This window comes from Agrobacterium sp. rho-13.3 (assembly GCF_033957765.2).
In the GTDB taxonomy this organism is placed as follows: Bacteria; Pseudomonadota; Alphaproteobacteria; order Rhizobiales; family Rhizobiaceae; genus Agrobacterium.
Genome location: NZ_CP192774.1, coordinates 390,978 through 416,865 on the forward strand (window position 1 = coordinate 390,978; position 25,888 = coordinate 416,865).

The 25,888-nt window shown below is 57.7% G+C and carries 24 protein-coding genes; 11 read left to right on the forward strand and 13 right to left on the reverse strand.

What is annotated here, in order from left to right:
* Nucleotides 1–3 precede the first annotated feature (3 nt).
* The 3 genes from RMR16_RS01825 (at nucleotide 4) to ubiA (ending at nucleotide 3,177) form a co-directional block, all read left to right on the forward strand.
* Nucleotides 4–1,260 carry a cyclopropane-fatty-acyl-phospholipid synthase family protein gene (locus RMR16_RS01825; RefSeq protein WP_320199032.1) on the forward strand — a complete coding sequence of 419 codons (1,257 nt, stop codon included), beginning with the start codon at nucleotides 4–6 and terminating at the stop codon, nucleotides 1,258–1,260.
* Nucleotides 1,261–1,344: 84 nt separating this feature from the next.
* Entirely contained in the window at nucleotides 1,345–2,163 is an 819-nt protein-coding gene (locus RMR16_RS01830) for a MipA/OmpV family protein (RefSeq protein WP_413785970.1), read from the forward strand.
* Between the two features lie 60 nt (nucleotides 2,164–2,223).
* A complete protein-coding gene (gene ubiA / locus RMR16_RS01835) occupies nucleotides 2,224–3,177 on the forward strand; it encodes a 4-hydroxybenzoate octaprenyltransferase (protein WP_320199034.1) in 954 nt (317 codons plus the stop codon).
* Nucleotides 3,178–3,261: 84 nt separating this feature from the next.
* Here ubiA and RMR16_RS01840 read toward each other — a convergent pair whose 3' ends face one another.
* The 4 genes from RMR16_RS01840 to RMR16_RS01855 form a co-directional block, all read right to left on the reverse strand.
* The gene (locus tag RMR16_RS01840; RefSeq protein WP_320199035.1) at nucleotides 3,262–3,828 is read right to left on the reverse strand and encodes a DUF6101 family protein; all 567 of its coding nucleotides are present in this window, start codon (nucleotides 3,826–3,828) and stop codon (nucleotides 3,262–3,264) included.
* 294 nt (nucleotides 3,829–4,122) lie between these two features.
* Nucleotides 4,123–5,559 (reverse strand): FAD-binding oxidoreductase, encoded by a 1,437-nt coding sequence (locus RMR16_RS01845; protein WP_320199036.1) that lies wholly within the window; start codon nucleotides 5,557–5,559, stop codon nucleotides 4,123–4,125.
* 22 nt (nucleotides 5,560–5,581) lie between these two features.
* Complete coding sequence (locus tag RMR16_RS01850) at nucleotides 5,582–6,559, reverse strand: L-threonylcarbamoyladenylate synthase (RefSeq protein ID WP_320199037.1); 978 nt, start codon at nucleotides 6,557–6,559, stop codon at nucleotides 5,582–5,584.
* A 101-nt stretch (nucleotides 6,560–6,660) separates the two neighbouring features.
* Complete coding sequence (locus tag RMR16_RS01855; protein ID WP_320199038.1) at nucleotides 6,661–7,269, reverse strand: DUF6656 family protein; 609 nt, start codon at nucleotides 7,267–7,269, stop codon at nucleotides 6,661–6,663.
* Nucleotides 7,270–7,595: 326 nt separating this feature from the next.
* Here RMR16_RS01855 and RMR16_RS01860 point away from each other — a divergent pair, with 326 nt between their 5' ends.
* The 4 genes from RMR16_RS01860 to RMR16_RS01875 all read left to right on the forward strand — a co-directional run bounded on the left by RMR16_RS01860 (nucleotide 7,596) and on the right by RMR16_RS01875 (nucleotide 11,239).
* Nucleotides 7,596–8,840 (forward strand): aromatic ring-hydroxylating oxygenase subunit alpha, encoded by a 1,245-nt coding sequence (locus RMR16_RS01860; RefSeq protein WP_320199487.1) that lies wholly within the window; start codon nucleotides 7,596–7,598, stop codon nucleotides 8,838–8,840.
* A gap of 5 nt (nucleotides 8,841–8,845) precedes the next feature.
* Nucleotides 8,846–9,925 (forward strand): hybrid-cluster NAD(P)-dependent oxidoreductase, encoded by a 1,080-nt coding sequence (locus tag RMR16_RS01865; RefSeq protein ID WP_320199039.1) that lies wholly within the window; start codon nucleotides 8,846–8,848, stop codon nucleotides 9,923–9,925.
* Between the two features lie 107 nt (nucleotides 9,926–10,032).
* Entirely contained in the window at nucleotides 10,033–10,503 is a 471-nt protein-coding gene (locus RMR16_RS01870; protein WP_320199040.1) for a BA14K family protein, read from the forward strand.
* Nucleotides 10,504–10,732: 229 nt separating this feature from the next.
* Complete coding sequence (locus tag RMR16_RS01875; RefSeq protein ID WP_320199041.1) at nucleotides 10,733–11,239, forward strand: BA14K family protein; 507 nt, start codon at nucleotides 10,733–10,735, stop codon at nucleotides 11,237–11,239.
* 62 nt (nucleotides 11,240–11,301) lie between these two features.
* On the opposite strand, the gene RMR16_RS01880 is transcribed toward RMR16_RS01875, so the two are convergent.
* Entirely contained in the window at nucleotides 11,302–12,297 is a 996-nt protein-coding gene (locus tag RMR16_RS01880) for a transporter (protein ID WP_320199042.1), read from the reverse strand.
* Nucleotides 12,298–12,499: 202 nt separating this feature from the next.
* Between RMR16_RS01880 and RMR16_RS01885 the strand changes: the two genes are divergently transcribed.
* From RMR16_RS01885 to RMR16_RS01895, 3 genes are all read left to right on the forward strand, one after another.
* A complete protein-coding gene (locus tag RMR16_RS01885; RefSeq protein WP_320199043.1) occupies nucleotides 12,500–14,284 on the forward strand; it encodes an acyl-CoA dehydrogenase in 1,785 nt (594 codons plus the stop codon).
* Nucleotides 14,285–14,293: 9 nt separating this feature from the next.
* A complete protein-coding gene (locus RMR16_RS01890; protein ID WP_320199044.1) occupies nucleotides 14,294–15,052 on the forward strand; it encodes a crotonase/enoyl-CoA hydratase family protein in 759 nt (252 codons plus the stop codon).
* A 96-nt stretch (nucleotides 15,053–15,148) separates the two neighbouring features.
* Nucleotides 15,149–15,469 (forward strand): hypothetical protein, encoded by a 321-nt coding sequence (locus RMR16_RS01895; RefSeq protein ID WP_320199045.1) that lies wholly within the window; start codon nucleotides 15,149–15,151, stop codon nucleotides 15,467–15,469.
* A 136-nt stretch (nucleotides 15,470–15,605) separates the two neighbouring features.
* Here RMR16_RS01895 and RMR16_RS01900 read toward each other — a convergent pair whose 3' ends face one another.
* Nucleotides 15,606–16,856, reverse strand: a complete 1,251-nt coding sequence (locus RMR16_RS01900; RefSeq protein WP_320199046.1) for a class I SAM-dependent RNA methyltransferase — start codon at nucleotides 16,854–16,856, stop codon at nucleotides 15,606–15,608.
* Nucleotides 16,853–17,605, reverse strand: coding sequence for a TlyA family RNA methyltransferase (locus RMR16_RS01905; RefSeq protein WP_320199047.1), 753 nt, complete (start codon nucleotides 17,603–17,605; stop codon nucleotides 16,853–16,855). Before RMR16_RS01905 ends, RMR16_RS01900 begins: the two co-directional genes overlap by 4 nt.
* Before the next feature lie 283 nt (nucleotides 17,606–17,888).
* Here RMR16_RS01905 and RMR16_RS01910 point away from each other — a divergent pair, with 283 nt between their 5' ends.
* Nucleotides 17,889–19,916 carry a methyl-accepting chemotaxis protein gene (locus RMR16_RS01910; RefSeq protein ID WP_320199048.1) on the forward strand — a complete coding sequence of 676 codons (2,028 nt, stop codon included), beginning with the start codon at nucleotides 17,889–17,891 and terminating at the stop codon, nucleotides 19,914–19,916.
* Nucleotides 19,917–19,985: 69 nt separating this feature from the next.
* On the opposite strand, the gene RMR16_RS01915 is transcribed toward RMR16_RS01910, so the two are convergent.
* The 6 genes from RMR16_RS01915 to RMR16_RS01940 all read right to left on the reverse strand — a co-directional run bounded on the left by RMR16_RS01915 (nucleotide 19,986) and on the right by RMR16_RS01940 (nucleotide 25,849).
* Nucleotides 19,986–20,762, reverse strand: a complete 777-nt coding sequence (locus tag RMR16_RS01915; protein WP_320199049.1) for a protocatechuate 3,4-dioxygenase — start codon at nucleotides 20,760–20,762, stop codon at nucleotides 19,986–19,988.
* A gap of 133 nt (nucleotides 20,763–20,895) precedes the next feature.
* Nucleotides 20,896–22,815: a 1-deoxy-D-xylulose-5-phosphate synthase gene (gene dxs / locus RMR16_RS01920; protein ID WP_320199050.1), complete on the reverse strand. Its 1,920-nt coding sequence runs from the start codon at nucleotides 22,813–22,815 to the stop codon at nucleotides 20,896–20,898.
* Nucleotides 22,816–22,960: 145 nt separating this feature from the next.
* Nucleotides 22,961–23,884 (reverse strand): pirin family protein, encoded by a 924-nt coding sequence (locus RMR16_RS01925; protein ID WP_320199051.1) that lies wholly within the window; start codon nucleotides 23,882–23,884, stop codon nucleotides 22,961–22,963.
* A 175-nt stretch (nucleotides 23,885–24,059) separates the two neighbouring features.
* Entirely contained in the window at nucleotides 24,060–24,314 is a 255-nt protein-coding gene (locus RMR16_RS01930) for an exodeoxyribonuclease VII small subunit (protein ID WP_320199052.1), read from the reverse strand.
* A 2-nt stretch (nucleotides 24,315–24,316) separates the two neighbouring features.
* Nucleotides 24,317–25,252, reverse strand: a complete 936-nt coding sequence (locus RMR16_RS01935) for a histone deacetylase family protein (RefSeq protein WP_320199053.1) — start codon at nucleotides 25,250–25,252, stop codon at nucleotides 24,317–24,319.
* A 33-nt stretch (nucleotides 25,253–25,285) separates the two neighbouring features.
* Nucleotides 25,286–25,849 (reverse strand): biotin transporter BioY, encoded by a 564-nt coding sequence (locus RMR16_RS01940; RefSeq protein WP_320199054.1) that lies wholly within the window; start codon nucleotides 25,847–25,849, stop codon nucleotides 25,286–25,288.
* Between the last annotated feature and the right edge of the window lie 39 nt (nucleotides 25,850–25,888).

Sequence of the window (25,888 nt, forward strand, 5' to 3'; positions counted from 1 at the left end):
AAGATGGCCTCGTCTCTGCACGCGTTGTTTGCGAAAATAGTCAAAATCGGCAATCTCGTTGTGACCGGCCCCGGCGGTCTTCAGGTGTTTGGGGATGGCACCGGCAAAAGGGTGGCGCTGAACTTTACCGACGATGCCGCGATGGAGGACATCGCTGCCGATCCCGCCCTGAAACTGGCTGAGGTTTACATGGAAGGGCGCATGGTTGTCATCGAAGGTGACATCTATGATTTCCTCGCGCTCATCAAAAGCAACACACTCAGCGAAGCCCTGACCTTTGGCATGGTGTGGCGCGGCATGGCGCGCATCATTGCCGCCCGCATCAAGATGCATCTGCCGGTCAACCACAACAAACACAATGTGTCTCATCATTATGATCTCAGCGCCAAGCTGTTCGATCTTTTTCTGGATGAGGACTGGCAATATTCCTGCGCTTATTTCAACCCACCCGGTATTAGTCTCTATGAGGCGCAACTTGCCAAGAAACGGCATATCGCCGCAAAACTGATGCCGGAACCGGGGCAGCGGGTGCTGGAAATCGGCTCCGGCTGGGGCGGTATGGCCATGTATCTGGCGGAAAGTTCCGGCGTGGATGTGACCGGCATTACGCTGAGCGAAGAGCAGCTTCGGGTCTCGCGTGATCGCGCCCAAAAGCGTGGGCTGACCGACACTGTACGCTTCGAGCTTCAGGACTACCGTTATCTGCCCGCCACCACGACATACGATCGCATCGTTTCCGTCGGCATGTTCGAGCATGTCGGTCCGACGCACTACCGGGAGTATTTCACCAAAGCCGCAGAGGTGCTGGACGATAATGGCGTGATGCTTCTGCATTCCATCGGTCAGCCTTCTCCACCCTTGGCGACCAATCCGTTTATCGAAAAATATATTTTCCCCGGTGGGTATATTCCGTCGTTGGCAGAAGTGCTGCCCGCCGTGCAGAAATCCGGCCTGCTGGTGCGGGATATTGAAATATTGCCCATGCATTACGCCCACACATTGCGCGAATGGCGGCAACGTTTCGTGGCGCGGAAAGCGGAGGCGGTCGCACTTTACGACGAGCGGTTTTTCCGCATGTGGGAGTTTTATCTGGCCGGATCGGAAATGGCGTTCACGCACGAAAATCTATATATTTTCCAGCTGCAACTTGCCAAGCGTGGCGATGTTGTGCCGGACAATCGTGACTATATCGCCCGTAACGAGGCGCTTCTGCTGGAGTTTGAAAAGACCCGTGTGCCGCTCGAAAAGGTGAGTTTCTGACCATCACAGTCGGGCCAAGTCTGGTCGTGCTGGTTAACAGAATGGAAACTGAATCCTTCTAATTCTAAAGACCTCTGGTGTGTATTGCGTTTTCGGGGGCTTGTTATGGTCAAATCAAGGACGGCACTTGCCGCCTGCATTTTTTCGCTTTTTGCTGCGGGGCAGGCCTCTGCCGATGGCTGGTTTTCTGGCGATTGGTATTTGAAGCTGGGCGGAAAAGGGTTCTCCGCGCCGAATTATCAGGGCGATAACAAGAACGAGTTTCGTTTCGCGCCGATCATCGCGCTTGGTCGCGCCGGGCAGGGTGCCCGTTTTACCTCGCAAAATGACAGCGCTTCGGTGTCGCTGCTGGACAATGGCCCGATCAGCGTCGGTATTGCCGGTCGTTTCGTGCCGTCTCGCGATGCGGGTGATTCATCGGATTTGCGGGGAATGCGTGATGTGAAATGGGGTGCCGAGGTGGGCGGTTTCGCGGAAGCCTATCCAACAGACTGGCTGCGTGTTCGCGGCGAAGTGCGCCAGGGCATCCGCAGCCATACCGGCATCGTTGCGGATCTTTCTGCCGACGTCTTCACGGATTTGACGCCGGACATTCAGATATCGGCCGGTCCACGCGCGACATGGGCCAGCAAGAAATACAATGAACGTTACTTCGGCGTCAGCGCCGCGCAGTCTGCTGCGGGCGGGCCTTCGCCCTATTCGCCCGATGGCGGTCTCAACTCTGTCGGCGTCGGCGCTGGCATCACCTGGAAAGTGACCGAAAAAGCCGAGCTTGGCTCATTTGCCGAATATCGCCGCCTGATGGGAGATGCGGGTGACAGCACGCTGGTCCATGAGCGCGGCTCCAGAAACCAGTTCGTCGTCGGCGTTCAGGCCAGCTATAAATTCGGCTTCGGTCTTTGATATAACCTCACCAGACTTCTACGCTTGACGCTTTATTAAGCCAAAGCGTAGAACGCTGGCATGATTGACCACAGCGATCTTTCGGGCCGCGTTTCTGACGCGCCATCCAACAATTGGGTCTATCGGATTTTACCGAGAACCCTTTGGCCTTATGCGCAACTTGCCCGTTGGGACCGCCCCATCGGTTGGCAATTGCTGATGTGGCCATGCTTCTGGTCTGCGGCATTGGCGGCAAATGTGGCGCAGCACAGCGGCACCTTCTCATGGCCGGTTTTGCTATTCCATCTTCTGCTGTTTTTTGTCGGTTCCGTCGCCATGCGCGGTGCGGGCTGCACCTATAATGATCTGGTCGACCACAAGATCGATATGGCGGTTGCCAGAACCCGCTCGCGACCCTTGCCATCCGGCAGGGTCAGCCGACGCCAAGCCAAGATATTCATTGCCGCACAGGCTTTGGCGGGTCTGGTCGTGTTGTTGTGCTTCAACGGATTTGCGATTGTCGTCGGCCTGTCATCGCTGGTGTTCGTGGCGATTTACCCGTTTGCGAAACGCTTTACGAATTGGCCGCAATTTTTTCTCGGCCTTGCCTTTTCATGGGGCGCACTGATGGGCTGGGCGGGTCAATTCGGGTCGCTGTCGATTTCGCCCGTGCTGCTTTATATCGGCGCGATTGTCTGGACGATCGGTTATGACACAATCTATGCCCATCAGGACAAGGAAGACGACACCCTCGTCGGCATTGGCTCCACCGCACTTCTGTTCGGAGATAAAACACATGGCTGGCTGATTGCTCTTTATGGCACAGCTCTGCTCTGTATTTTTCTGGCGTTCCTGACAGCGGGCGTTAACGTGGCCGCCTATAGCGGGCTTGCCATCGCGTCCTTCATGCTGTTCCGGCAGGTGAAGGTGCTGGACATAGACGACGTCGCGCAATGCCTCGCGCTGTTCAAATCCAACAATCGGGTTGGCTTGCTGGTGTTTGCCGGGCTGCTTTTGCCATTGTTCTTTTATTGAAACAAAAACCCGGTCGCGGGTGCGCCGGGTTTTTGTGCGTCCGTAACCAGAACGCGTCCATCTGGTGGACGCGTTGCGGGTGGATCAGTTACGGGCGATGATTTCTTTGCCTTCGATCTTCATCGTCAGCCCAAGCGAACCTGTGCTGCGACGGACCAGAAAACGAGGGCGACGTTCCGCGAAGTAGGAATGGCGACGGCGTGGACGCACGGACTTGGTACGCATCGTGCCGAGGTGATCTTCCAGCGGGCGGGCAACGCCATCGGCTTCCACCATCAGCATTGGAATGCGGTAGGCTTCAGACCAGCTGCGCCAGTCAGCGGCGATGTCGCAGAGATCATGCGCCACCAAAAGCGGAATGCACAGGCTCGGATCATCATGGTGTAGTTCAAGCGTCACAGTCACCTGTCCATCACCGTGGTCGATGGCGCGTGCCGCAACACCTTTGAAAGCGCGGGCAGGAAGAGCGAAAGAAAGCGGAAGACCGCTGGAATTCAAAACCTTGCGCAACACCGCGCCGCGCTCATCAAGCGTGATAGCAACATCGGCTGAGCCGTTGTCCTTGCCATAGGTCAGCTGCTGCGGAAACCGCGTCGGGTCCATCCGGAGTGTTGCGTCTGCCCATTCGGGCTTCAGAACAGTGTTGGTCATGTCATGCTATCCTTGTTTTACCTGAGAGCCGTTTCATGGTCTCGCTCGGGACTTTTCGTCCTCTGATAAGTTCAAGATAGCCGGGGTATCTTCGTGACAGCTTAAAAATTGAGGTTAAGAAAACTTTGCATTCCCAAATGGTTAGCAAAACGCAGAGCAACAGGGTTTCGAATTCCTGAACTGGAACAAGGCTTGGTTTCCCGACGGTAAACAGCATTGGTCAAATGTGTGAAACTTTCCAGTCGCCAAAAAGGATGACGCATAAAGGGGGAGCGCATCCCCCAAACGGGTGGATCAGCTTTGGGTGGACAGAACCTTGCCAGGGTTCATGATGCCTGCCGGGTCGAAAGCTTTTTTGATGCGGTGCATCAGCTCCATTTCGATGCCGGGGCGGATAGAGGCGAGTTCATCACGCTTCAGCTGGCCGATGCCGTGTTCTGCGGAAATGGAACCGCCGAGGGACAGCACGATGCCGTGGACAATTGTGTTCATGTCACGCCAGCGGGCGATAAAGTCCGCTTTGTCGGCTCCAACCGGCTGGGAGATATTGTAATGAATATTGCCATCGCCCAGATGGCCGAAGGCGCAGATACGTGCACCGGGCAGGGCTTGCAGAACGGCGGTTTCGGCCTCAGCCATAAATTCCGGGATTTTTGACACCGGCACGGACACATCATGCTTGATGGACCCACCTTCCGGTTTCTGCGCATCCGACATGCTTTCGCGCATATGCCACAGCGCCTGCCGCTGCGCTTCGGACGAGGCGATGACGGCATCCTGAACCAACCCAGCCTCGAAGCCGGATTCCAGCAGGGTCTCAATCATCGTTTGCGCGGTTTCGGCGGAATCCGAGGTCGAGATATCGATCAGCGCATACCATGCATGGCGCGTCTGCAAGGGGTCGCGAACACCGGGAATGTGTTTGGCGGTAAATTCGATCCCGATGCGGGGCATCAGCTCAAAGCCTGTCAGCGCTGTGCCGCAGAGCGTGGATGCCCGGTCAAACAGCTTTAACGCATCCGCTGGCGAATTCAGGCCCGCAAAGGCGACCTGATGACCTTTGGGTTTGGGGAAGAGTTTCAGCACGGCGCCGGTGATGATGCCAAGCGTGCCTTCGGAGCCGATGAAGAGATCGCGCAGATCATAACCCGTATTGTCTTTTTTGAGGCGGCGAAGGCCATCCCAGATTTCGCCGGTTGGCAGAACCACCTCAAGCCCAAGGCACAATTGCCGCATATTGCCATAGGCAAGCACGGCGGTTCCGCCTGCATTGGTGGCGAGATTGCCGCCGATGCGGCAAGAGCCTTGCGAGCCGAGCGACAGCGGAAACATGCGCTCGACCTTATCTGCGGCCTGATGGACGTTATCGAGAATGCAGCCGCCATCAACGACGATGACATTGGCAACCGGGTCGATATCGCGAACGCCGCTCATGCGCTCCAGCGATAGAATGATGTCGCTCTGGTCGCTGCGCGGCGTCTGCCCGCCCACAAGGCCGGTATTGCCGGTCTGCGGCACGATGGCCGTGCCGGTGTCGCTGGCGAGTTTCATGATGGCCGAGACTTCTGCCGTCGATGCCGGTTTCAGCAGCAGGGGCGAGGCGCCCTTATAAAGACCACGATTTTCCACCAGATGCGGGGCAAGATCTGCCTCATCACGCACAGCGTTTTTCTCGCCGACGATGTCCACGAAACGCTTGATCAAATCATCGGGCAAAGTGGTTATCGTCATGAAGTCCTCGTGATGAAAGTCGTCAGGGGCGGGGGGCTGCGGCGCGGGTCAGCCGGTCGTTGATGGCTTCACCCAGACCTGTATCGGGTATGGCGGTGATGGCGATGCTGGCAGCGCCGCTGGCATCTGCGGTTTTGAGGTGATCGAACAGATTGGCGGCGGCTTCCGCCAGGTCGCCCTGTGGGCTGAGGTCGAGAACGATTGCGGCCTGCTCTTCACCGGGAATGGGTTGACCACCAAACCGGATCAAAGCCTCACCCTTTTCAACGGAGGTTGCATTCAGCCGCACCGATGCGCCGGGTGCGTAGTGGGAGGCCAGCATTCCGGGCGCTTCGATGGCGGCGGATGCTTTTTTCGGGCGGATCAGTTTGATGCCCGCCACGCGCTCGATGTCCTTGGCAACCAGACCACCGGGCCGCAACAGGCGAACGGAGCCATCCTTTTCGACTTTGACGATGGTGGATTCAACACCGACCGGTGCTGCGCCGTCATCCAGAATAAGGCTGATCCTGTCACCCAAATCCGCTTCCACATGGGCAGCGCTGGTGGAGCTTATCTTGCCGGAACTGTTGGCGCTGGGGGCGGCCAGCGGTCTGCCGAATGCCGCGATCAAGGCGCTGGCGAAACCTTTGGGAATGCGGATGCCGACGCTGTCCAAGCCTGCGGTTGCCAGCGCGTGGATGCCGCTATCCGGCTTCAATGGCAATATCAGGGTAAGGGGGCCGGGCCAGAAAGCCTCCGCCAATTTGCGCGAAATCGGATCGAAGAGCGCATACTCTTCCGCCATCGCGATGCTGGCCATGTGGCAGATCAGCGGGTTGAACTGTGGGCGACCCTTGGTTTCATAAATGCGGGCAATAGCGGCGGGGTTCGTGGCATCTGCGGCCAGGCCGTATACGGTCTCGGTGGGGATCGCGACGGGATGGCCGGATAACAAAACGTCGACGGCGTCATGCAGAGCCGTTTCCCGCTGTTTTTCAATGTCGATATGACGCGCCATATATGCTCGCACCCTTCAGGCGTGCTGCCCAAGACGGCGCACACTTTTGCGCGTCATGCTTTAGAGCGTTTCAGCCGGATTGGAAAGCCGTTTAGGCGGGATCAGAGCTTGCGGATAAACTTGCGCATCTCATCGGAGCGCGTGCCCAGCATCAGCACATTTTTCAGCGCGATTTTGGGATCGTGGGTGCGAAACAACAGGCCGTCCTGATGAATGGACTTATCGATCTGCACGGTTTTGCTGCCGTCCATATCCATGGCGATTGCGAAATACATGCGCGAATGGCGCGGATCGATATTTTCGAAAAACTGCTCGCCACCACACAATTCCGCAAAGAAATTGGCGAAATAGAAAGACCAGATCACCTGTTTTTGCGCATCGAAACTGGTGCGGGACGCGGTGACGTGGCAGTAGCCCAGATGCGGGCTGTCGTCGATGGTGCGATTAAACACCATGTTGGGAAAGCGGATGGAGGGGTGGAAGGAATTGAGCCGGGTGTAGGTCATTTCCCCCGCAGCCTGCAATTTGCGGCCGGTGATTTCGGCAACCTGATCATGTGTCAGATAGCGCGTTTCGCGGGGAACCCATTTTTCTTCATAACGGGCAATTTTGCCGGTGCGCAGAAAGTCGGAATGAGCGGTTTTGGAACGCGCAGGTGCGACTGTTTTCGCACTCGCATCGAAATACCGAATTTGCGTTCCCTTCTGCATCGGGGTGCTCCTGTTGCCGACCTTCCCTGTTTTTATCGGAGTTAAGTTAAAATTCTGTTGTCGCTCAATGGTTTATGTTAACCGTCGAGGCCGATGTCATTTGCGTCATATTGCGACGTCATTTGCGGGAAAATGAGTATCAAGTTGCTGTTTTTGAATTAAAATTCGCAAAATTCCACTTTTATGCGCCATGTCGCAATTTGTCGCCAATGCGGAAGCCGATGTCGCTGTATGTGGTGCCGAATAGGGGCGGGAATGGTTAGATCATTTCATGTAAACGCGGCATGGCACAAGAGACGTACCGCGACCCGATCGAGGACATGTCCATGGATTTGCGTGAAACCGTATTGCGCCAACTGAAAAACCGTCGTGAGGGCTTCACACTGGAGCAGCCTTTCTACGTGGATCAGGATTACTTTCAGCTGGACATGGAAAACATCTGGTATCGTGACTGGCTGTTTGTGGCGCATGATTGCGAAGTGCCGAAAACCGGCACCTATCTCACGGTTCAGGTCGGTGCCTACTCGGTCGTGATCGTGCGCGGCAAAGATGGTGTGATCCGCGCCTTCCACAATTCCTGTCGCCATCGCGGTTCGCGCGTCTGCACCACGCAAAAGGGCCAATCGGCCCGTTTGGTCTGTCCTTACCACCAGTGGACCTATGATCTGGATGGCAAGCTTTTGTTTGCGCGCCACATGGGAGAGGATTTCGACAAGGGTGATTTCGGCCTGAAGCCCGTCGCCTGCGAATCGGTTTCCGGTTACATTTTTATCTGTCTGGCCGAGCAGCCGATGGATTTTGCGCCGGTTCGCGCCGAAATCGAATCCTACATGGCGCCGCACCGCATTTGGGAGGCGAAGGTCGCCCATGAAAGCACCATCATTGAAAAGGGCAACTGGAAGCTCGTCTGGGAGAACAATCGCGAGTGCTATCACTGCGCCGCGAACCATCCTGAGCTTTGCCGCACCTACCCCGAAAACCCGAGCGTGACCGGTACCGATGGTGGGGCAAGCGACCCGGAAATCGGCGGGCATTGGGCGCGCTGCGAGGCTGCTGGCCTGCCAAGCCGTTTCAAGATCGATCCCAAGGGCCAGTTCCGTGTGGCGCGTATGCCGCTGATTGGCGATGCGGAGAGCTACACCATGTCCGGCAAACGTGCGGTTCGCCGCCCGCTGTCGGACGATGTCACCATCGGCCATATCGGCGCGCTGCTGTTGTTCCATTACCCAACGACATGGAACCACTTCCTGGGCGACCACCTGATTTCCTTCCGCGTTCTGCCGCTGGGGCCACAGGAAACGCAGGTCACGACCAAGTGGATCGTCCACAAGGATGCGGTGGAAGGAGTTGATTACAATCTCGAAGACCTGACCCATGTGTGGAACGAAACCAACGATCAGGATCGCCGCATCGTGGAAGAAAACGCCTTCGGCATTCGGTCCCCGGCCTATGAGCCCGGCCCTTATTCGCCGGAAGACGAGGGCGGTGTGATGCAGTTCGTGAATTGGTATTCCGATTTCATGATCGATCGTCTCTCTGGCGACAGGCAAAAACTGTCGGCTGTGGCGTGACGTTGATGACCATGGCCGTGACATACAAACACATCGATGAAATGAAACCGTGGAGCGACAAGCTTCACATGCTGGAATGCATTTCGGTGACGCCGGAAACGCCTGACGTGATGACGTTTCTGTTTCGCTCGGAAGGCACAAACTGGTTTCGCTACGTGCCGGGGCAGTTCGTAACGCTGGAACTTCCGGTCGGGCCAGAGCCGTTGTTTCGCACCTATACGCTGTCGTCCAGCCCTTCGCGTCCTTACGCATTGGCTGTGACCGTCAAGGCGCAGGCCAACAGCATCGGCACGCGCTGGATGTTCAATAACCTCAAGCCGGGTATGCGTATCCGTGCGCTTGGGCCGCTGGGTGACTTCTCTTATGTGCGCCACCCCGGCGACAAATATCTGTTCATCTCGGCGGGATCAGGCGTTACGCCGATGATGTCGATGGTGCGTGATATGAGCGACCGCGCGCCGCAGAGCGATATTTCCTTCATCAACTGCTCGCGTTCGCCATCCGACATCGTTTTTCGGCATGAGCTGGAATATCTCGCCCGCTTCATGCCCAACCTGTCGCTCGGTTTCATCGTCGAGCAATGCGGACGCACCGATCTCTGGTCTGGCCTCAAGGGCATGGTGGACAAGGCCAAGATCGCGCTGCTCTCCCACGACTTCATGGATCGCACCGTGTTTTGTTGTGGTCCGGAACCCTTCATGGCAGCAGTTCGCTCCATGCTGGAAGCTTCCGGCTTTGATATGGATCGTTATCATCAGGAAAGTTTTTCCCCGGCAACGCCCGTTGCGGTGGGGGAAAGCGCTGTTGCCCATGATGGCGAAGTGTTGGCGAAAATCGGCTTCACGCTGTCCGGCAAGGATGTTGCGTGCCAGCCGGGGCAGACCGTGCTGATGACGGCGCGTGCCGCGGGCGTGCGGATTGGTGCTGCCTGCGAATCCGGCATTTGCGGAACCTGCCGTGTGCTGAAACTCTCCGGTGAAGTCGAGATGAACCACAATGGCGGTATTCTCGATGAAGACATCGAGGAAGGCTATATCCTCGCCTGCTGCTCACGGCCATTGACCGATGTTCAGATAGAAGCATGAGTTAGAATCGGGTTCATTTCCCGCGAAGTGGAACCAATTTGCAATTTCTCCGTTTGCACACCATCGAAGCGCGGTTCAACGCGCGGTGTACAAAACGGAGGAAATTCATGCTGAATTTACGCAAGACGAGCGTTGCGACAGCAATTGTTGTGTTTTTGACGAGCTTCACCCCGTCTCAGGCGTTTCAGGTGCCTATTCCGATGCCGAAGCCAATTCAGATGACGACAGACAATGTCGTACCTGTGCAGTATGGCGGATGGGACAGACGAGACTGGCGCCGAGGCCGCGATTATCGCAGCGACCGTGATTTCCGCCGCTTGCCACCCCGTCAGGGTTATTACAACGGCCACCGGGGCTATCGTGATCGTCGTCCGGGCTACCGTCAGCACAATGGCTACTGGTTCCCACTGGCAGCATTTGCAGCAGGCGCGATCATCGGCGGCGCGGCCAATCAGGCCCGTCCATCCTATGGCAGCAGCCACCAGTCATGGTGTGCAAATCGCTGGCGCTCATATCGCGCTTACGACAACACCTATCAGCCAAGCAATGGTCCGCGCAGACAGTGCGTTTCGCCGTGACGTTTGATGTTTTGAAGAAGCCCGATGCAAATCGGGCTTTTTTCAGTTTATAGATTCAGATCCCGTTCAAGTAGCTGTGATTGCACTGTTAATCCCGGGTTCAGATACACATTTCTATTCTTGATATCATATAAAATACCTCACTCTGCGTGAGGCATACAGTGAGAGCAATCGTCGTTATTCACAGTGAGCCGGTCTTCAAGAACCGGTCGTGGATGGAGGAAGTCAGATGCAGAATTATATGAAAACCATTTGGGCTGCCGGGTTCTCGGCACTTGCTGTCGCCGGGTCGATCGTTCCGGCGCAGGCAATGCCGATCACGGTTGCACCGGCTGGGGTCGGTAACACCAACAATGGCGTGGTGAATGTCCAATACTGGCAGGAACGCGGCGGGTATGGCCGTGATTACGGTCGCGGCTGGTATCGCGGTCATCAGGGTTATCGCGATTATCGCCCCGGTTATCGCCAGCACAACGGCTATTATTTCCCGCTGGCGGCTTTCGCCACCGGTGCGATCATCGGCGGTGCGCTGTCTCAGCCTCGGGAAGTCTATCGCCCGATCCCTGAATATCGTCCACGTCCGGTTTATCGCGAATACACCCCGGCCCCTCGCCGTGCGGCGGGACAAAACCATGTGAACTGGTGCTTTGGTCGTTATCGGTCCTACGATGCCTATAGCAACACGTTCCAGCCTTACAACGGCCCGCGCCAGACCTGCTATTCGCCATACGGCTGATAGCATCGGCTCAAATCAAAAACCGCTCGGAACGCTCCGGGCGGTTTTTCTATGTCTGGGCGCTACAAAATCCCAACCCGCCGCAGCAGCACCCATGCAAACAATATCGACGCCACGATAAAGCTGGCCGCATAGATCGTTCCCTCGGTGCCTTCGGTGAACGGCAATGCGCCGGTGTTCATACCGAAAAAGCCTGTAACTAGCGTTGGTGGCAAGAGAAATGCCGTCATCAGCGACAGAATATAAAGGTGGCGGTTGGTTTCCGAGGAAAGCTTTGAATCGATTTCTTCATGCAGAAGCCGCGCCCGTTCCTGAAGCGCGTAAACATCATGGTCGACCGCTTCCAAACGGCTGGTCAAACGGGCGGCGACGTCTTCAAACCCCGATGGCATCTCTTCATCATCCGCGGCAGAGGCGCGGCGCATCAGCGTCAGGACCGTGCGCAAATGCCGGTGCAGACGCACGACGGTACGGCGCACGGGAGCGAGCCTGCGGCGCTCGTCCCGCGGTGCGGTGTCATAAACGAAATCCTCAATGGCGTTCAGCTCCTCGGTCGTCTCCATGACGAGGCCGATCAGAGTGCGCTGGAATTCCGCGACCAAGCCCTCAAAAACATGGGATGGTGTTGGATAACGTTTGGGGTTTTTGTCGATGGCGGCGCGAAGACGGTCTACCGAACGGAGCGGTTGCAGGCGGGTGGTGATGATGTAGCGTTCACCCACGGCAAAATGCAGCCAGCCGATATTGCGCGTTTCCTGATCGAACTCGCGCTGGAAATCGACCAGCGTTCCGTAAAGCGCACCATCGTCCACCACGATGGACGGGTGGGTCTCATGGGTCGTCAGACTGACCCGCACGCTGTCATCAAGCCCTTGCATGTTCTCGATAAAAGCGGCAACGCGTGCATCGGCTATGTTGAGATGGAGCCAGAAAAACCCGTCCTCGACCTGTAGATCGTCGAGTCGAAAGTCCGGCGGAAGGCGGGTGCATGGCTCTATCTCGGGACGGAAACGATAGGCCCAGACCAATCCGGGAATAGTGGGGTGGGGAATGTCCATGGACGTTATCCTGAGGCGAGCGTCGCGAATTGCGTCGAGGGGGAGCCGCATTCGAGGTTCGAACATGCAGAGCAGAGTTTCATGACAGTTTTATAACAGTGAAGTTGATCGACGGTCGGATTTTTGAAATTGACGTTTACGTAAAAATCATTTAGCCCCGAAGACAATCGCATTGCAGGCAGACGCTTCGGGAGGAGGCAGGATGTATACCGCACCGGTAGACGATATCGCTTTTACGCTGAAACATGTGGCAGGTCTTCAGGCCGCGCTGGACGAAGGCGTGTTCGGTGATCTCAGCGATGACATCGTCGATGCCATTCTCCACGAGGCCGGCCGGTTTGCGACGGATGAGATTGCGCCGCTTGCCGAGATTGGCGACAAGCAAGGTTCCAAGCTGGTGGATGGCGCGGTGCGTACACCCGATGGCTGGGCTGATCTTTATCGCCGCTGGGCGGACGGCGGTTGGAACGGACTGACCGCACCGGAGGACTTTGGCGGGCAGGCCCTGCCGCATCTGTTGAACGTTGCCGCGTTGGAAATGTGGAACTCCGGTTCCATGGCGTTTGCGCTTTGCCCCACGCTGACCATGGGCGCGGTAGAGGCGATATCGGCCCACGGCAGCGATGATCTCAAGGCAACCTATCTCGAAAAGCTGGTGTCCGGTACATGGACCGGCACCATGAACCTGACAGAGCCACATGCAGGATCGGACCTCGCCGCCTTGAAGGCGAGAGCAGAGCGCGTTGGCGATGGCAGTTACCGGATTTTCGGCCAGAAAATCTTCATCACATGGGGCGAACACGACGCAGCGGACAACATCATCCATCTGGTGCTGGCCCGTCTGCCCGATGCGCCCGCGGGCACACGCGGTATTTCGCTGTTTCTGGTGCCGAAGTTCTTGCCGGATGCGGCTGGAAACCCAGGCGAGCGCAACGATCTGTTCTGCCACGCGCTGGAACACAAGCTCGGCATTCACGGCTCTCCCACCTGCACGATGATTTTCGGGGATGGCCGTTATGGCGCTGAAAAGGGCGCGATTGGCTGGATCGTCGGTGAAGAGAACAAGGGTCTGGCCTGCATGTTCACGATGATGAACAATGCACGTCTGGCCGTCGGTATGCAGGGTGTGGCCATCTGCGAGGCGGCAACGCAAAAGGCGATTGCCTATGCGAAAGATCGCACGCAGGGCAAGGCACCCGGCACAAAGGCAACAGGCATGAGCCCGATCATCGAACATCCCGATATCGCCAGAACCTTGCTGACCATGAAGGCGCTGACGCAAGGCTCCCGTGCCATTTCCTTCTCCTGCGCCCACGCCATCGACATGAGCCATGCGAAGACCGATGCGGCTGAGCGAAAATTCTGGCAGGAGCGCGCCGCTCTACTGACGCCGATTGCCAAATCCTTCTCCACCGATGCCGGTGTGGATGTGGCGTCTTTCGGCATTCAGGTGCATGGCGGCATGGGTTTCATCGAGGAAACAGGCGCTGCCCGTTATCTGCGGGATGCCCGCATCGCGCCGATTTATGAAGGCACGAACGGCATTCAGGCCATTGATCTCGTCACCCGCAAGCTGCCGCTTTCCGAAGGTAGGCAGGTGCGTGGTTTCATTGGCGAGTTGAAAGAATTGGCGGATGCGGTGCGTGCGTCCAACAGGCCAGAGCTTGGCGAAACCGCCCGTTATCTCGACCAAAGCCTTACGGATCTGGAAGAGGCAACCGACTGGTTGCTGGACGCCTTGGCCAAGGGTGAAGCCACCGCAGCGCTGGCGGGAGCAACGCCCTACCAACGGCTGTTCGGGTTGGCTCTGACGGGCGCTTATCTCGCAAAAGGTGCCTTGGTGTCGGTGGAGGATGGGCAGGGGTCACACCGTGCTGCACTCTGCCGTTTCACAGCCGAAAACCTGCTGGCGGAAACATCTGCCTTGAAGGATCGCGTTATAGCCGGTGCTGCCAGCCTTGAAGCTGCCCGCACTGTCTTGGGTTAAGGAGTGTCCATGTCCACTGACCATATTCTTCTGGAACGCCCGGAAACAGCACCCGGCGTGCAGGTTATCCGCTTCAATCGCCCCGACAAAAAGAACGCGATTACGGATGCGATGTATCGCACGATGATCGAGGCATTGCAGGCGGCGGATGGGGATGGCGATATCCGCGCCATCGTATTCCTTGGCTCCGAGGGCTGTTTTTCCGCTGGCAATGACATGGCCGATTTTATGGCCTTTGCCATGTCCGGCGGCAAGGGACGGCTGGCGGCGGGGGATTTTCTGCACGCACTGGTCAGCGTCCAAAAACCCATCATCTCCGGCGTCGATGGTTTGGCGATTGGCATCGGCACGACGCTGAACCTGCATTGCGATCTGACCGTTGCCTCCAGCCGCAGCCTGTTCAAAACGCCGTTCGTGGATTTGGCGCTGGTGCCGGAAGCGGCGTCCAGCCTGCTCGTGCCGCGGATCATGGGCCACCAGCGGGCTTTTGCTTTGCTGGCGGCGGGCGAAGGTTTTTCAGCGGAGCAGGCGCTTCAGGCCGGTTTGATCTGGAAAGTGGTTTCGGAGGCCGACGTCGAACGCGAAACATTGAAGATCGCAGCGTCGCTTGCGGCCAAGCCACCGCAGGCGCTGAAAATCGCCCGCGATCTGTTGCGTGGTGATGGTGCTGAGGTTCGCCAGCGCATCGATGCGGAAATCGTGCATTTTGCAGCACAGTTGCAGAGCACTGAGGCCCGCGCAGCCTTTGAGGCATTCATGCGCCGTTAAGCGTGGCTGGTGAAAGTTGGCGGCCTTTACGGAACCGGAAGAGAAGGCGGCTATTCTTCGCCACTATCGCCCATTGTCTTGAGAAAGCCGCCACCCATGCGCAACATCGTTTTCGCAACGCTCACCTTCATATCCCTCTCCAACATCGCAGGGGCGGCAAGTTTTCAGCCGCCATTGATGTCGCAACCCGCGCAAAGCGATGTGATTGAGGTGCAGAACTTCAACAGCAGCGCAGGCCAATCCAACCAGAACAACAATGGAGACCGCCGCCGCCCTCGCTTCGTCTGCGTGGTAACGCCGCCCGATAGCGCCAATCGCTCACGCCCCTATGTCTGCCCCGTGCAGCAGGGCCGTGTCGGCGGCCGCTGCCGCTGCAATGGCGTGGTGGGGAACGGGAATATCGATACGGCTTGGTAAGGAATTGCCTTTCCCGTCATTCCGGCCTTGAGCCGGAATCCAGTCGCCGCGTCTGCGGCGCAAAAGAGCCGTTCGCGATCAAGGATTTGATCGCACTGAACCCCGGATCAAGTCCGGGGTGACGGAGGGAGAGTCCCTACTTCTCCAGCGTCGCGACCGCTTCCACATGCGGCGACCACAGGAACTGGTCGATGGGCGTAACCTTGGTGACGCGGTAGCCACCCTCGATCAGAATGGCAAGATCGCGGGCCAGCGACAGCGGATTGCAGCTGACCGCAACAATCTTCTTCACCGTGCTGCGCGCCAGTTCCTTGCATTGCGCTTCGGCACCGGCGCGGGGCGGATCGAAAACCACGGCGTCGTAATTCTTCAGCTCTTTGAGATTGAGCGGATGGCGGAAAAGGTCACGCTTTTCCGTGGTGACGGGTTTCAGACCCTGAGTGTTGCGGGCCGCGAGATCCAGCGCTTTCAGTGCCTTGTCTTCGGTTTCCACCGCATGAACCTTGCCAAGTCGGGCAAGCCGCAGCGCGAATGTTCCGGAGCCGCAAAACAGGTCGGCGATGCGCTTGGATTTGCCCACATGCGCCAGCACCAGTTCCGCCATGGCATCTTCTGCCTGTTTGGTGGCCTGTGCAAAGCCGCCCGATGGCGGGGTGATCGGCACGCCGTCGAAATCGATGACGGGCTTTTGTGGTTCGATCAGGATTTCGCCAGCAATCGAAACGCGGGCGATGCCGCGCGTGGAAAGCGCGATTTCGGTCGCCGTTCTGCGCTGCTTGTCGTTCGGGGCTTTGATGCCTTCAAACGAGATATCAAGGCCGGACAGCGTTTCCATCACGGTAATGCGGAACGGTTCTGCACTGGACACCAGCGGGAAGCCGATGGCGCGAATGACATCCAGACGCGCGACGATGCCATCAACCGCGACGGGACATTCCTCAATGGCGACGATATGGTGGCTGCCTGCCTGGCTGAAACCCAGCAACAGGCCTTTTTCTGTCTTGCGGGCGGAGAAGACAACGCGGCGTCTCTGGCCGGGAAGACAGTGCACCAGTGCATCGACCTCCGCGTCCAGCCCCTTCGATTTCAGGGCTGCGACAACGAGGTTGCGCTTGAAATCATGATAAGGCTCGTCGGCCAGATGTTGCAGGGAACAGCCACCGCATGTGCCATTCTTGCCGTCTGGGCCGAAGTGGCGACAGACAGGCTGGCGCCGGTCGGGTGAGGCCTCGGTGATCGACATGATCGTGCCCTGATCCTTGACACGGGCAATGGCCACCGTTTCGCCAGCAAGCGAAAAGGGCACATAGACCGGGCCGTCGGGACAGTGCGCAACGCCATCGCCCTGCGCACCAAGGCTCTGAATCTTCACGGTCTGGGTGGTCATGGCTTTCTGCCCCCGAGAAGGAATTCCACATTGCCATCGCCACCCGCAATGGGCGAGGGGATGAGGCCAAGGCTCACCCAGCCCATATCTTCTACCAGCCAGCGCTCTAGCTCTGCGGCAACATCCGGCGCGGTTTCCGGCTCTTTCAACAGGCCAGCCTTGCTGATGGCATCGCGACCCGCTTCAAATTGCGGCTTTACCAGCAATACGGCCAGCGCATTGGGCTCTGCCAATTCCAGTGCAGGCGCAAGCGCCAGCTTCAGCGAAATGAAGGACACGTCCGACACAATGAAGCTGATCGGGCGATTGTCGATATCGTCGCTGGTCAGGAATCGCGCATTGAAACCTTCGATGCTGGTGACGCGCCGGTTGCCTTCGACACGCGGGTGGATTTGCCCGTGGCCGACATCGATCGCCGTCACATGCCCAGCACCACGGTTCAACAGCACTTCGGTAAAGCCGCCCGTGGACGCGCCGACATCCAGACACTCATGGCCGGAAGGATCGAGTTTGAAATGGTCCAGTGCCGCCGCCAGTTTCAGCGCAGCGCGCGAGACATAACCCTGTGCCGGATCACTGACCTCGAAGACCGAGTTGCCCGGAAATGTGAGGCTTGGCTTGGTCACGATGTTGCCGTTGACGCGCACTGTGCCGCGTTGCACCGCATCGCGTGCGCGGGAGCGGCTGGCAAACAGCCCACGAGAGACCAGAAGCTGGTCCAGCCGTTGATTTTCAGATGAATTTGACATGGTTCGTGTCAATGACTGTCAAAAGCCCGGAGCGCAAGCGTTTTATGCGGTTTGTGAGGAAAGCACGCATGACTGTGGCCCGCGCGCAATTTAATTGCGGAGCAACTATAATTAGAAATCACGTATTTAAGCGAAAATAAACGTGTTTGTAGCACTCTGCCCCCACGTTGAGTTGATCTCATCATTTCTGCCATGACGGCGGCCCTCCCTGATAAATTTAGTGTGGTGTCACAGACTGTTTTTCCCATGCAGTCGCACCGGAAGCGTGTCGAAAGAGTTCTCGATGTCTTTGAAAAATCTCCCTATTAATCTGAAACTGGTGGCCACCTTCATTGCCTTGATGGGGGTTTGCCTGGTGGCATCGGCAGTTGTTTTCATGCAGACGATCGATGCCAAGCGCATCTCGGAGCAACAGACCAACACGGGCCGGATTGTATCCAGCGTTGATGGTGCACTGGCCGCAATGCTGGAGCAGGCTGTCAATCAGCGCGGCTTTCTGCTTTTTCGCAGCGATAGCACGTATAAGGACGTCTTCGCCCAGCGGGAGCTGATGCTGAAGAAACTGGATGACGCACGCGGCTTTGCTGCCGGTCAGCCTGAAATCCTCAAAGCCATTGATGAGATGCAGGCGACGGCCACGGTTTTCTACAAGGAACTGGCAGAGCCGCAGATGGCGGCACGCAAGACCACCGAAGCACCCATTTCCGAGATCATCGAGATCGGACGTAATCAGGCCAAGGGCCAGCTGGATAACTTCCGTGCGGCGGCCGCAAAAATCAGGGAACAATTGGCAACCGCCTCTGCCAGCCAGATTGCCGCACAGGAAAAGGCGCATAGCAACCTTGAGCTGGCGCTTCTTGGTGGCGGTGCCGCTGCTGGCGTCGTTGCCGTGCTGTTGATCTGGGCGCTGTCTCGCACCATCGTTGCGCCGATTGTCGGCATGACCAACGCCATGAGCCGCCTTGCCGGTGGCGATATGTCCGTTGACGTTCCCGCGCTCGACCGTGGCGACGAAGTGGGCAAGATGGCAAAGGCCGTTTTGGTCTTCAAGGAATCCGGTATCGAAAAATCCCGCCTTGCGGACGAAAGCGATCGTATGCGCTTCTCAACGGAAGCAGAGCGTCGCCAGAACGAAGCGGAAAAAGAACGCGCCGAAGCCGAACAGATGTTTGCCCGTGAAGAACTGGCCAAGGGTCTACAAGCGCTCTCCGATGGCAATCTGGCTTACCGCATCGAAAGCCCTTTCACCCAGTTCATCGAACCACTTCGCATCAACTTCAACACCTCGCTGGACAAGCTGCAAGACGCTCTGCGCAACGTGGGTGAAAACGCGTCCGCCATCAATGCCGGTGCTTCTGAAATGTTGTCTGCCGCAGACGATCTTTCCCGCCGCACCGAACAGCAGGCTGCTTCCATCGAAGAGACAGCAGCAGCACTGGAAGAAGTGACTACCACGGTGCGCGACAGCGCCAAGGGTGCGGAAGAGGCAAGTGCCCTGGTTCAGCGTGCGCGGGCAGGGGCTGAAAAGTCCGGCACCGTGGTTCGCAGCGCCGTGTCCGCCATGCAGGAAATCGAGAAGTCTTCCGGCGAAATCACCAAGATCATCAGCGTCATCGACGATATCGCTTTCCAGACCAATCTTCTGGCGCTGAACGCCGGTGTGGAAGCAGCGCGTGCCGGTGAAGCCGGTAAGGGCTTTGCGGTTGTGGCGCAGGAAGTGCGTGAACTGGCACAGCGCTCTGCCAATGCTGCCAAGGAAATCAAGACCCTAATCAGCGCGTCGAGCCGACAGGTTGAAAACGGTGTGAACCTGGTTGGTGAAACCGGCAAGGCGTTGCAGTTGATCATTGCCGAGGTTGAGGAAATCAATTCTCACGTCAGCACAATCGTCACGGCATCCCGCGAACAGGCCACCGGCCTTCAGGAAATCAACACCGCCGTCAACACCATGGATCAGGGCACGCAGCAAAATGCCGCGATGGTGGAGCAGCAGACCGCTGCAAGCCATGCACTGGCACGCGAAGCTGCCGCTTTGAACGGCCTTATCGGTCAGTTCAATCTCGGGGGCGGTGCGCGTGGAGCCACAGGGTTTGCGGCGTCCGCGTCGTCCATCGCGTCACGCCCGGCATCGTTTTCGGCACCAGCACCGGCCTTCACACCAAAGGCACGCCCTGCTGCGAAAATAGCGCCTTCAACCGCACGTCCGGTTTCGTCACCTGCACGCGCGCTTGGCCAAAGTCTTGCCAAGGCTTTCTCGCCAAGCACCAGCGCTGCGGCAAAGCCTGCGGAGCAGAACTGGGAAGAGTTCTGAGAGTGATCAACGCCTGAAACAACAAACCCGCCGGAGCGATCCGGCGGGTTTCGTTTGTTTGGTGATGTCTCAGGCGGAAACGCCGATGGTGATCGTCGCGGACAAGACGCCGCTGTCGAGTTTTTCGAAATCGAAGATGTGGTCGGTCGCATTGTCTGGAACGATACTGTCATCACCATTGGCGGTATCGCGTAGTGGTCGCCCCACGTAATCGGGATGCTGGCCGTAGACGATATCGCTCAGCGTATCGTCAAAATAAAGCTGGCTGACCAGCAGTTCTTTGCCCTCGACCACAATGCGACAATGGATATGCGGCGTTCGGCCGCTATACCAGCCCGGATAGGCGGTGAGGAAAATTGCCTGACCCTCTGCTTTCGTCAGTTGGCGCCCGCGAAACGCAAGGCCGCTGAGCGCCTCGGCATCACCGCCCGTGCACATGTCGGCGGCTTCGCGGCCCGAATAAATGCCCCGGTGATCCGTATGCCAGATTTCCACGTCCGCGTTTTCGATGGGGCGGCAATCGGCGGCGTGAACGATCCTGACAGCGAGGCGCATCGGAAGACCGACCTGGTTTTCAGACACATCCTCCCGCACGGGCACGTTGTTGACATGGCAGGGGCCAAGTGTCTGGGCGGCGGTGACGATGCAATTCGGGCTGCTGCGAAACACCGGCGCTGGCAGTTTCGCAACGTCCACGGCCCTGGTGCCGCCGCTCAGAAAATCGGTGCCTTTCCAGGTGAATTCGCGGGCGGCGATGGCTCTATGATGGCGCGGCCACAGCGCTACGCCCGAAGCAGACGCGGCCACAATGACGCCTCCTCCCAGAATAAGAGTTCTTCTTTTCATCGGCCTTTTCCATTCTTCAAAGCCAGAGCTTTTACGAACCGGAACAGGGAATCCAAGTTAAATCTTGTCCATGCTTGCCAAGCAAAGGGGGTGGCAAGGGGCGCGCAGCTGTGACGTCAAAAGCGGCTCGCGATTACCCGGCAACGCCGACATCAACCTGTTTCTGGCCGAGTGCTTTGAAAACCGTGGCGACGATGCCAGCGCGGTCCAGACCGGCATTGGCATACATGATTTCCGGTTTGGCCTGTTCCACCCATTGATCCGGCAGGGTCAGGGTGCGAACTTTCAAGCCCGTATCCAGAAGACCGGCACTTGCCATGAAGTGCAGCACATGCGCGCCAAATCCGCCCGCAGAACCCTCTTCGATTGTGATCAGCACCTCGTGATGGCTGGCGAGTTGGCGAATAAGATCAAGATCAAGCGGCTTGGCAAAACGGGCATCGGCCACCGTGGTCGGCAGGCCCGCCGCATCCAGATCTTCCGCTGCCGCCAGGCATTCCGCAAGGCGCGTGCCGAAGGAAAGCAACGCGATTTTGGAGCCTTCCTTGACGATGCGACCCTTGCCGATTTCCAGAATTTCGCCACGGGCAGGCATTTCGATGCCCACGCCTTCGCCACGCGGATAGCGGAAGGAAATCGGGCCTTCGTCATAGGCCGCAGCGGTGCGCACCATATGTTTCAGTTCCGCCTCATCCGATGCCGCCATCACCACCATGCCGGGCAGGGTGGCAAGGAATGTCGTGTCGAATGAACCCGCATGGGTGGGGCCGTCGGCACCGACAAAACCAGCTCGGTCTATGGGGAAGCGTACGGGCAATCCCTGGATCGCCACATCATGCACCAGCTGGTCATACCCGCGTTGCAGAAAGGTGGAATAAAGCGCGCAAAACGGCTTGTACCCATCGGCAGCAAGGCCAGCCGCGAATGTCACGGCGTGCTGTTCGGCAATGCCGACATCGAAAGAACGCTTCGGAAAGAGTTCGGCCAGCTTGTCCAGACCCGTGCCATTAGGCATGGCGGCGCTGACGCCGACGATCTTGTCGTCAAGCGTGGCTTCCTGCACCAAGGCTTCGGCAAAGACGCTGGTGTAACTCGGCGCATTCGGCTTGGCTTTGGCCTGTGCGCCGGTGATGACATCGAACTTGTTGACGCCGTGATATTTGTCGGCAGCGGCTTCGGCAGGGGCATAACCCTTGCCCTTCTGCGTCACGACATGGATGAGAACCGGACCCTTTTGGTTGTCGCGCACATTGCGCAGCACCGGAAGCAGATGGTCGAAGGAATGACCGTCGATAGGGCCGATATGGTAGAAGCCCAGCTCCTCGAACAGCGTTCCGCCTGTCACATAGCCCCGCGCATGGGTCACGGCGCGGGTAATGGCCCGGTCGATGGTTTTGCCCAGATAAGCCGTCAGTTTTTTGCCGAAATCGCGGAAGCCCATGTATGTGCGGCCAGAGGCCAGACGCGCGAGGTAAGCGCTCATGGCGCCGGTTGGCGGCGCAATCGACATGTCGTTGTCGTTGAGAATAACGATCAGGCGCGCATCCAGCGCACCGGCATTGTTCAACGCCTCGAACGCCATGCCAGCCGACATGGAGCCATCGCCGATGATGGCGATCACCTTGCGGTCGCTGCCATCAAGCTCGGCAGCAACAGCCATGCCGAGACCGGCGGAAATCGAGGTGGAGGAATGCCCCGCGCCAAAATCGTCATATTCGCTTTCTGCACGGCGGGTGAAGCCGGAAAGGCCACCTTCCTGCCGCAGCGTGCGAATGCGCTCCCGGCGACCCGTCAGAATTTTGTGTGGGTAGCACTGGTGGCCAACGTCGAAGATCAACCGATCGTCCGGCGTGTTGAAAACCTTGTGGATAGCAATCGTCAGTTCCACAACGCCGAGACCAGCACCCAGATGCCCGCCGGTCGTAGACACAGCATCGATCATCTCATCGCGCAGTTCCCGTGCCAGTTGCGGCAGGTCGCGATCTTCGATTGCCTTGAGGTCGGATGGGAAATTTACCCGGTCAAGCAACGGTGTCTTTGGCATTCCGGTCAATCGTTCGGCTTTCTTCTAATAGTGCTTACACCGACTAGATGGTGGATCATCGAGCCTTCGGCAAGATAAAGAGGCTGCTATCACCTATGTCTCATACTTGCTCCAAACCATAGCTGATAGCAGCCTCTATTCGTTTTAACGAATTTCAACCCTGCGGCAAAGGGACAAACTCTTCCTCATCCCCCGGGACGATGTCGAAGCGCCCGGTTCTCCACTCGTCCTTGGCTTTTTCTATGCGCTCTTTTGATGACGAAACAAAGTTCCACCAGATATAGCGTTTGGAATTCACCGCCGCACCGCCGAAAATCATGATGTGGCAACCGCTGAGGCCACCCTTCAGCGTAATGTCATCGCCCGCACGAAACACGATCAATTGATCGGCAGCAAAAACGTCTCCGGCCACATCCAGCGAGCCGGACAAAATGTAGATCGCCCGTTCCTCGTGATCGGTGGACAACGGCACCTTCACCCCGGCTTGCAGCGTCAGATCGACATAGAGCGTATCGGTGAAGGTTTTGACGGGGGATTTATAACCTGCAAAGGCGCCGATCACGACGCGTCCCGTTGCGCCGACGGCATCGATCAATGGCAGCGCTTCACGGGCCGTGTGGTCAAAATCGGGGGCGATTTCTTCCTTGTTGTCGGGCAGCGCCAACCAAGTCTGCAGGCCGGACATGGACAGTGGATGGCCGCGCAGATTTTCCGGTGTGCGTTCCGAATGCACGATGCCACGCCCCGCTGTCATCAGATTGATATCGCCGGGGCGGATGACGAGTTCGGTGCCGAGGCTATCGCGATGTTTGATTTCGCCATCGAACAGATAGGTGACCGTCGAAAGCCCGATATGCGGATGCGGCTTCACATCCAGCGCTTCGCCCGCTTTCAAAATGGCCGGCCCCATCCGATCAAAAAAGATAAACGGCCCCACCAGCCGCCGCTCCCGCGTTGGCAGTGCCCGGCGCACGGCAAAGCCGCCAATATCGCTGGATCGCGGAATAATCAGATTTTCAATGGCGTCACAGGCAAAGGCATCACCCGCAGCGGGGTCGTTTCCGGGAAAAAATGACATGGCAAATCTCCTGCGCGATTTGGCCTAGATTACCACGATCCGCCATGGGTGCGAGACCTCGATATCGAACGGTCTGTTCAAGATCGTCCAACACGTCCAGATGTCCTCTCGACATCATCCTCTGTTCTTTCCCGAGGGACAGGCCCGAGCATGACGGAGGAAAGGCTTACAAGCCTTATTCGCCGTCCAGCGGCTCCACCCCCTGTGGTTTGCCCGTGCGGTCCAGCCGGATTTTTTCGATGCGCTTTTCAGCAGCCGTCAGCAGGGTTTCGCAATGTTTCTTCAGGGCTTCGCCGCGCTCGTAAATGGCGATGGATTCGTCCAGCGCCACGTCGCCACGTTCCAGACGGGCGACAATGCTTTCCAGCTCGGCGACAGCCTTTTCGAAAGAATAACCGCTGACATCGGCTGTGTTGGCATTTTCCGTCATGTTCAACCCTTCATCATTCTCAAAATATGCATGGCCGCCGATTCCGCCAGCCCTTCCAGATCATAACCACCTTCAAGCAGGCTGACGACCCGGTTGGAGGCATATTTGTCGGCCATCTCCAGAATTCGCCCGGTCGCCCAATCGAAATCCTCACCCACCAGATTGATCTGTGCCAGCGGATCGCGGTGGTGGGCATCAAAACCCGCCGAGATGATGATGAGGTCCGGCGAAAAGTCGGCAAGCGCTGGCAACACGCGGGATTTGAATGCCTCGCGGAAATGGTCGCTGCCGGTGTTGGGCGAAAGCGGCGCATTGACCACATTGTTCTTGATGCCGGTCTCGTTTTTATCGCCACTCCACGGATAAAGCGGCATCTGGTGGGTGGAGCAGAACAGCACGGATGGGTCGTTCCAGACAATATCCTGCGTGCCATTGCCGTGGTGCACATCCCAATCCACAATGGCCACGCGCTCTGCGCCATAGGTCTTTTGCGCATGGCGGGCAGCAATGGCGGCATTGTTGAAAAAGCAAAAGCCCATGGCCTTTTCAGTTTCCGCATGGTGGCCGGGCGGGCGGCTGGCCACGAAAACATTGTCTGCGGCGCCACTAAAAACATCGTCCACCGCCGCCATGGCAGCGCCGATGCCGGTGAGCGCCGCTTGCAGGCTTTTGGAGGAGGCGTAGGTGTCCGCCTCGATGCGGTTGATCTCGCCGTCCTCTTCCGGGATTTGGCGCATGACCGAAATCAGGTGGCTTTCAGGGTGTGCCAGCAACACCGCATCTTCATTGGCCTGAGGTGCTTCCTTCCGCTCCAGCCGCTCGAAATTCGGATGTTCCAGCGCAATGTTGAGTGAGCGCAGCCGGTCGGGGCGCTCCGGGTGCCCCGCTGGCGTAATGTGTTCAAGGAATATCGGGTGCTCGTAAAGCCGTGTAGCCATAGCCATTACTCCTGAACAATTTTGACGGCCGTGTCAGGCGCGCTGCGGCAGCAGTGGATATCCAGCCATCACGGCACGACCAGCCAAGGCTGCAAGCACGGCTTTTAACACGTCGCCTGGAATAAAGGCCATGGAGCCGATGAATGCCTTGGTAAAACCAATGCCAGCCGCAAAGCCGAGATAGGTGATGCCAAAAGCATACAGCACGGCAACGCCACCGATGACGCTGGCCAGAAAGAAGCCGACGCCTTGCACCAACGCCGTCTGATCACGGTTGACCAGACGCTCGGAAAGATAACCAGTGACGAATGCAGCGGCGATCCAGCCGATCAGATAACCGGTTGTTGGCGTATAAAAAATGGATAGACCGCCGCGACCACCGGAAAGAACCGGCAGGCCGATGGCGGCAATGAGGATGGTGAGCAGAACAGCCAGCGTTCCACGCTTTGCACCCAGCACCACACCGGCCAGCATGACGCCGAGCGATTGCGCGGTGATGGGCACCGGAATGAAACCGAGCGGAATAGGTGGCAACAGGCCAAGCGCAATGATGATGGCTGAAAATAGCGCGATCAAAACGAGGTCACGTGTCTTCATGGGTCTTATGCTCCCCTCTCAAGCATGTCGCGCAAAACT

Excerpts from the sequence above, each read along its gene's own strand:
- RMR16_RS01825 (WP_320199032.1), top strand. The coding sequence starts at position 4 with ATGGCCTCGTCTCTGCACGCGTTGTTTGCGAAAATAGTCAAAATCGGC.
- ubiA (WP_320199034.1), top strand. The coding sequence starts at position 2,224 with ATGATTGACCACAGCGATCTTTCGGGCCGCGTTTCTGACGCGCCATCC.
- RMR16_RS01840 (WP_320199035.1), bottom strand. The coding sequence starts at position 3,828 with ATGACCAACACTGTTCTGAAGCCCGAATGGGCAGACGCAACACTCCGG.
- RMR16_RS01845 (WP_320199036.1), bottom strand. The coding sequence starts at position 5,559 with ATGACGATAACCACTTTGCCCGATGATTTGATCAAGCGTTTCGTGGAC.
- RMR16_RS01850 (WP_320199037.1), bottom strand. The coding sequence starts at position 6,559 with ATGGCGCGTCATATCGACATTGAAAAACAGCGGGAAACGGCTCTGCAT.
- RMR16_RS01855 (WP_320199038.1), bottom strand. The coding sequence starts at position 7,269 with ATGCAGAAGGGAACGCAAATTCGGTATTTCGATGCGAGTGCGAAAACA.
- RMR16_RS01860 (WP_320199487.1), top strand. The coding sequence starts at position 7,596 with ATGGATTTGCGTGAAACCGTATTGCGCCAACTGAAAAACCGTCGTGAG.
- RMR16_RS01865 (WP_320199039.1), top strand. The coding sequence starts at position 8,846 with ATGACCATGGCCGTGACATACAAACACATCGATGAAATGAAACCGTGG.
- RMR16_RS01870 (WP_320199040.1), top strand. The coding sequence starts at position 10,033 with ATGCTGAATTTACGCAAGACGAGCGTTGCGACAGCAATTGTTGTGTTT.
- RMR16_RS01875 (WP_320199041.1), top strand. The coding sequence starts at position 10,733 with ATGCAGAATTATATGAAAACCATTTGGGCTGCCGGGTTCTCGGCACTT.
- RMR16_RS01880 (WP_320199042.1), bottom strand. The coding sequence starts at position 12,297 with ATGGACATTCCCCACCCCACTATTCCCGGATTGGTCTGGGCCTATCGT.
- RMR16_RS01885 (WP_320199043.1), top strand. The coding sequence starts at position 12,500 with ATGTATACCGCACCGGTAGACGATATCGCTTTTACGCTGAAACATGTG.
- RMR16_RS01890 (WP_320199044.1), top strand. The coding sequence starts at position 14,294 with ATGTCCACTGACCATATTCTTCTGGAACGCCCGGAAACAGCACCCGGC.
- RMR16_RS01895 (WP_320199045.1), top strand. The coding sequence starts at position 15,149 with ATGCGCAACATCGTTTTCGCAACGCTCACCTTCATATCCCTCTCCAAC.
- RMR16_RS01900 (WP_320199046.1), bottom strand. The coding sequence starts at position 16,856 with ATGACCACCCAGACCGTGAAGATTCAGAGCCTTGGTGCGCAGGGCGAT.
- RMR16_RS01905 (WP_320199047.1), bottom strand. The coding sequence starts at position 17,605 with ATGTCAAATTCATCTGAAAATCAACGGCTGGACCAGCTTCTGGTCTCT.
- RMR16_RS01910 (WP_320199048.1), top strand. The coding sequence starts at position 17,889 with ATGTCTTTGAAAAATCTCCCTATTAATCTGAAACTGGTGGCCACCTTC.
- RMR16_RS01915 (WP_320199049.1), bottom strand. The coding sequence starts at position 20,762 with ATGAAAAGAAGAACTCTTATTCTGGGAGGAGGCGTCATTGTGGCCGCG.
- RMR16_RS01925 (WP_320199051.1), bottom strand. The coding sequence starts at position 23,884 with ATGTCATTTTTTCCCGGAAACGACCCCGCTGCGGGTGATGCCTTTGCC.
- RMR16_RS01930 (WP_320199052.1), bottom strand. The coding sequence starts at position 24,314 with ATGACGGAAAATGCCAACACAGCCGATGTCAGCGGTTATTCTTTCGAA.
- RMR16_RS01935 (WP_320199053.1), bottom strand. The coding sequence starts at position 25,252 with ATGGCTACACGGCTTTACGAGCACCCGATATTCCTTGAACACATTACG.
- RMR16_RS01940 (WP_320199054.1), bottom strand. The coding sequence starts at position 25,849 with ATGAAGACACGTGACCTCGTTTTGATCGCGCTATTTTCAGCCATCATC.